The following is a 5,542-nucleotide window of genomic DNA, read 5'->3' on the forward strand; positions in this document are numbered from 1 at the left end:
TCGTCGGCGACGAGAGCGCCGGCGGCCGCGCGGTCGGGCACGATCACGATCTCAGCCATGACGTCTCTCCTGGTCGGTTGCGGTATGGCGCTCCGGGCGTTCCGGCTCGCCTTCCGACGAGCAAGGGGTGCTCGCTCAACGAGTGGGCGTGAGCGCGGCCCCGAGGGCTCCCGCCGCGGAGTCGGGCGGAAGCAGTTCGATCCTGTCAGCCAGGCGGAGGGATGTCAGGAACGCGGATCGCGCGGAGCGCTCGTGCAGCTCGGATCGGACGACGTCGAGCAGCCGGTCCCCCAGCCGCGCGACCCCACCGCCGATCACGACCGCGACGGGATCCATCGTCAGCACGAGCACATGCACGGCGGCGGCGACGCCGCGTGCCAGGTCCGCGCGCAGCACGAGCGCGTGCGGATCACCGGCATCGGCCGCGTCGAACACGTCGCGCACGGGAAGCTCGCCGCCGCGGCCCCAGCGTCGGGCGACGGATGCGCCACCGGCGAACGTCTCGATGCAGCCGCGCTGGCCGCACGGGCACTCGGGACCGGCCGGGTCGATCGAGACGTGACCGACCTCCCCCGCCGTGCCGCCCCATCCGCGCCAGAGCCGCCCCTCGAGCACCACGCCCGCGGCGATCCCCGTGCCGAGGTTGAGGTAGGCGAACAGGTCGCCGGACGGCCGCGCGGACTTGTCGCGCGCGAGCAGCGCGTGCGCGCCGAGCGCTGCGGCGTTGACGTCGTTCTGCACCGCGACGGGCACGCCGAGCGACCGCTCGAGCTCGCCCGCCAGATCGAGCTCCGCGACGCCGAGATTGACCGCGTTGCGCACGGTGCCGCCGACGATCTGTCCGGGGATGCCGATGCCGACCGACGCCACGTCCGTCGAGCCGAGGTCCTCGATCGCTGCGCGCACCGTGGCGAGGACGCCATCCGATCCGCGCTCGGTCGCTCGGCGGGCGCGCGCGATGATCGCACCCGAGGGATCGATCGCGACGGCCTCGGCCTTGCTGCCGCCGACGTCGACGCCGACCCTCGTCGGGCCCGGAGCGGCGCGTTCGGGGCGTATCGCCTCCGTCGCTTCGCCGCCTCGCTCGACGAGCAGGGGGGCCGCCCCGCTCTGACGCTCGACCAACAGCGAGGGCGACGACCGGTCGGGGTGCTGAACCAGCTCGTCCACGCTCATCCCTTGACGGCTCCCGAGACGAGGCCGCCGGTCATCCGGCCCTGCACGATGAGGAAGAAGATGACGACGGGGATGCAGATGAGCGTCGAGCCCGCCAGCACGGCGCCGTAGTTGGTCGCCTCGGTCGCCGACTGGAACGAGTTCAGCCACGTCGGCAGCGTGAGGTTCTCGTCCTTCATGAGCAGCAGCGCCATCGCGAACTCGTTCCACGACTGCATGAACGCGAAGATGCCGGTCGCGACGAGGCCCGGCGCGAGAAGCGGGAAGGTCACGCGCCAGAACGCGCCCTGCTTGGAGCAGCCGTCGATCTGCGCGGCCTCTTCGAGCTCGGCGGGAACCCCGGCGACGAAGCCGCGCAGGGTCCAGATCGTGAACGGGATCACGGCCGCGATATGCACGAGACTGAGGCCCACCATCGTGTTCATCAGGCGCATGTCGTCGATCAGGTTGTAGACGGTGAACATCATGCCCTCGCCCGGGATCATCTGGACGACGAGGATCGCGACGATGAACGTGCGCCGCCCGACGAAGCGGAACCGCGCGAGCGCGATCGACGCGAGGAAGGCGAACAGCAGCGCGCACAGCACGACGATCGCCACGATCGTGAGGCTCGTGCGGAGGGCATTCGGGAAGTCCGTCTGCCCGGGAGCTGCCGGCCGCGTCCACGCCGTGACGTAGTTGAGCAGCGTCGGATCGCGCGGGATGAGCGACTGGTCGCGCTGGATGATCTGGTCGCCGGGCGTGAACGACAGGTTCAGCATCCAGTACACCGGGAAGACGGCGCACAGGAAGACGATCAGGGCGAGCACGTTGAACAGGATCCGCATGCCGCGGCTGCGCACGCCCGTCGGCGGGGCGGCGGGACGTGGCATGCGCAGCGCCCTGGTCGTCGTCGTCGGCGGCAGCGCCTCCGTGACGACGGGGGGCGCCTTGGGCGCGAGGATGGTCACGAGTCGTCCTCTTCCTTCAGGAGCTGGCGCAGGTTGAACCAGCTGAGCGCAAGCATGATCAGCACGATGAGCATGCCGATCGCGCTGGTGGCGCCGAACTCGCCGATGCCCTGGCGGAACAGGTAGACCGGCAGCACGTTGGTGTCGGCGGCGATGCCGCCGCGGCTCTGCAGGGCGTACACCTGCGTGAACAGCTTCATGTTCCAGATGATCTGCAGGATGAGCAGCCCGCCCAGCACGGGACGCACGGCCGGGAACACGACGCTCCACCACCGGGCCCAGCCGCCGGCGCCGTCGATCTCGGCGGCCTCGATCGTCTCGCGGGGCACCTGACCGAGCGCGGCGTACGTCGTGAAGGCGACGAACGGGATCGCGCCCCACACGACGATGATCGTGAGCACCAGGAAGAACGTCCACGGGTTCAGCAGCCATGAATGGTTGTGCCAGGCCTGGGTGCCCGTGACCGTGTTGAGCGCCCAGTTCACGACGCCGTACTGCGTGTCGAAGATGAACCCCCAGACCACGCTCGCCGTGAGCGGCGGGATCGCCCAGGCCAGCAGGAGCCCGACCGACAGCGTGATGCGCATGCCGCGGCCGATCTTGGTCATGAGGAGCGCGACCAGCACGCCGAGCACCATGATCAGCACGGTCGTGACGATCATGATCCCGATCGTGCGGGCGACGACCTCGGGGAAGTCGCTGCGCGTGATGATCTTGATGTAGTTGTCGAGCCCGACGAACTCGGGTGCCGTGCCCTGGATCTTGTGGCGCACCTGGTAGTCGGTGAACGACTGCCACACCATCTGGAAGGCCGGGTAGCCGACCATCAGCAGGATCAGGATGATCGAAGGCGCGAGCAGGATCCAGGACGAGATCGCGTCGCGTCGCACGCGGCGGCGCTCGCGCTCCTCCCAGCTCAGGCGGGGGGCGGTCGTGGTGGTCAAGAAGGGTTCCTCCCTCTGTCCCCGTCGTTCGTCGAGCGAGGAGCGAAGCGACGAGTCGAAACGGTGCAGACGTCCTGCGGGGTCAAGGCCGTGGGGGTGTCTGGGCGTTTCGACTCGGTCGCCCGCTCCTTCGCTCGACGAACGGTCGGTGGAGGTCAGCCGTTGAGGATCGACTCGATCTCGGCGTCGAGCGCCTCGGCGACCGCCTTGACGTCCTCGCCCTGCGCGATCCGCACCAGCGAGTCCTGGATCACGAGGCTCGACTCGACCTCCGCCCAGTTCGGGGAGGTGGGGACGCCCTTCGAGTTGGCCAGCGCCTGTGCCTGCGCCTGCGCGACCGGGGTGTCGGGCAGCGACTCGGCCGACTCCAGCAGCGCCGGGGTCAGGCCGCCCTCGGCCATGAGGTCCTGGTAGCCCTTCGACAGCATGATCTTCACGACCTCCTTCGCCATCGCCTGGTTCTCGGACAGCGCCGCGACGCCGATGTTCGATCCGCCGGCGAAGATGGGAGCCGTCTCGCCCTCGGTCATGCCGGGAAGCGCGAACGCGCCGAGGTCCTTGCCGAACGTGTCGGGGCAGCCGGGGTTCTCGGCGTCCGGCTCGGCGAGGATCGACCACTGCATCCACGCGGGAGCCGACAGGAACGCCGTCTCGCCCGCGCAGAACGGCACGTGCGCGTCGGTCTCGTCCCCGTCGGTCGGCGCGTTGGTCGCCTCGGTGAAGACCCGCTGCAGCAGCTCGAGACCCTGCAGCGACTCCTCGCTCGAGAACTGCGCGTCCCACGTGTCGCCGTCCTGCACCGCGATCTCACCGCCGTGCGCCCAGATGTAGGGGAGCATGTTGTACCAGTCGCGACCAGGTGCGTAGATGCCGCTCATCGCGTCCGTCTTGTACTCGATGCCCTGCGCGACGTACTCCTCGAGGGTGGCGGGCAGGCTGTCCGCGTCCACGATCTCGGGCGAGTAGAACACCACGCGGCCGCCGGCGTAGTACGGCGCCGCGTAGAACGTGTCGTCGTACGTGCCGGCCTCCTCGAGACCCGGGTTCAGGTCGCCGAGGTCGCCGCGGATGTCGCTCAGATCGGAGAACAGGCCCTGGTCGATGAAGCCGATCGCCTGCGTGTTGCCGACCTCGACGACGTCGGGGGTGTCGTTGGACTGCAGCGCGGCGACGTACGTCTCCGAGACATCCGCCCAGGTCTTCTCCTCGAGCTTGAGGGTCCAGCCCTCGTTCTCCGACTCGAACGTGTCGACCAGGTACTCGCGTGCGGTCTCCGGGGTGTCGGTGCCGACGACCCAGACGGTGAGCTCGCCGGACTCGGCCGCGGGCGCGTCCGTCTCGCCGCCGGGAGCGGAGCTCGCGGAACAGCCGGCGAGCGCGAGCGCGCCGGCGCCGAGCAGGCCGATGCCTGCCAGTGCCTTCTTGTTCATGTGATGCGTCCTTCGGGTGTGGTGGGGTGGGGTGGTGCGCCTGTTGCGCCGGGGCATCGTCGCCCCGTCGGGTCTCGCCTACGAGACCCCGAGTTCGCCGTCGAGGATCAGCACGACCGCGCCTCGCAGCACGACGTCGTCTCCCTGAGCGGACATCCGCACCTGCACGTCCTCGTGGAGGAACGTGCGTGCGCGAAGCGTGTCGATGACGGTGTCCCGCAGGATTCCGTCGAGCCGGTCGGCGGGGCCGGAGAGCACGATCTCCGACAGGTCGAGCGCGCCGACGATGGGCGCGATCGCGATCGCGAGCCGCTCGCCGGCGTCGCGCAGGACGTCATCCGGATCCGCGCCGTGCGCGATCCTGTCCTCGAGGGAGCGGATGGACAGCCACGACTCCAGGCAGCCGTGCTTGCCGCACACGCACAGCGGCCCGGCGTCCGTGCCCACCGTGACGTGGCCGATCTCGCCCGCGGCGCTGCGGGCGCCGCGGGTCAGCTCTCCGCGCGTGAGCAGTCCCGCGCCGACGCCGCGGCCGACCTTCACGACGAGGACGTCGCCGCTCGCGCCGCCGAGCGTGTGCTCGGCGAGCACCGCGACGTTCGCGTCGTTCGCCACGTGCACGGGCACTCCCAGCCGCTCGCGCAGATCCTGCTGGAGCGGCAGATCGAACCAGCCGAGGTTCGGCGAGTTCAGCACGACGCCGTCGCTCGCGACGATGCCGGGCGCGCCGACGCCGAGGCCGAGCACCCGGCCGGGCGCGGCCGCGAGAAGGTCGGCCGACAACTCGCGCACCGCGGCGAGCGCTCCCTCGGCGTCGCCGTCCGCGGGGCGCGGCAGCGTGCGTCGCTCGATCACGGTGCCGGCGAGGTCGATCACGGCGCCGCGGTACTCGCGGTCGTCGGAGAGGTCGAGGCCCACGACCTGCAGCCCCTCGCGGTCGAGGTCCACGAGGATCGCGGGCTTGCCGGGCCGCGACCCCTGCCGCGTGCCCTGCTCGACGACGAGTCCGTCACTCACGAGCTCGCCCACGAGGTCCGAGGTC

At 70.4% G+C, this 5,542-nt stretch carries 5 protein-coding genes; all 5 read right to left on the reverse strand.

All coding sequences use genetic code 11. The annotated features are described in order from the left end of the window. Window positions 1-135 precede the first annotated feature (135 nt). Window positions 136-1,059 (reverse strand): ROK family protein, encoded by a 924-nt coding sequence (locus RIF89_RS10370; RefSeq protein WP_309069038.1) that lies wholly within the window; start codon window positions 1,057-1,059, stop codon window positions 136-138. 113 nt (window positions 1,060-1,172) lie between these two features. Continuing rightward, window positions 1,173-2,048, reverse strand: coding sequence for a carbohydrate ABC transporter permease (locus RIF89_RS10375; protein ID WP_309069039.1), 876 nt, complete (start codon window positions 2,046-2,048; stop codon window positions 1,173-1,175). A 74-nt stretch (window positions 2,049-2,122) separates the two neighbouring features. Next, window positions 2,123-3,070: a sugar ABC transporter permease gene (locus RIF89_RS10380; protein ID WP_309069035.1), complete on the reverse strand. Its 948-nt coding sequence runs from the start codon at window positions 3,068-3,070 to the stop codon at window positions 2,123-2,125. Between the two features lie 155 nt (window positions 3,071-3,225). After that, a complete protein-coding gene (locus RIF89_RS10385; protein WP_309069036.1) occupies window positions 3,226-4,500 on the reverse strand; it encodes an extracellular solute-binding protein in 1,275 nt (424 codons plus the stop codon). Between the two features lie 78 nt (window positions 4,501-4,578). Further along, window positions 4,579-5,542: ROK family protein (locus RIF89_RS10390; RefSeq protein ID WP_309069037.1), on the reverse strand; the 964-nt coding region annotated here is incomplete at its 5' end.

It is taken from the genome of Microbacterium sp. (assembly GCF_031178525.1).
GTDB lineage: Bacteria > Actinomycetota > Actinomycetes > Actinomycetales > Microbacteriaceae > Microbacterium.

Excerpts from the sequence above, each read along its gene's own strand:
- RIF89_RS10375 (WP_309069039.1), bottom strand. The coding sequence starts at position 2,048 with ATGCCACGTCCCGCCGCCCCGCCGACGGGCGTGCGCAGCCGCGGCATG.
- RIF89_RS10385 (WP_309069036.1), bottom strand. The coding sequence starts at position 4,500 with ATGAACAAGAAGGCACTGGCAGGCATCGGCCTGCTCGGCGCCGGCGCG.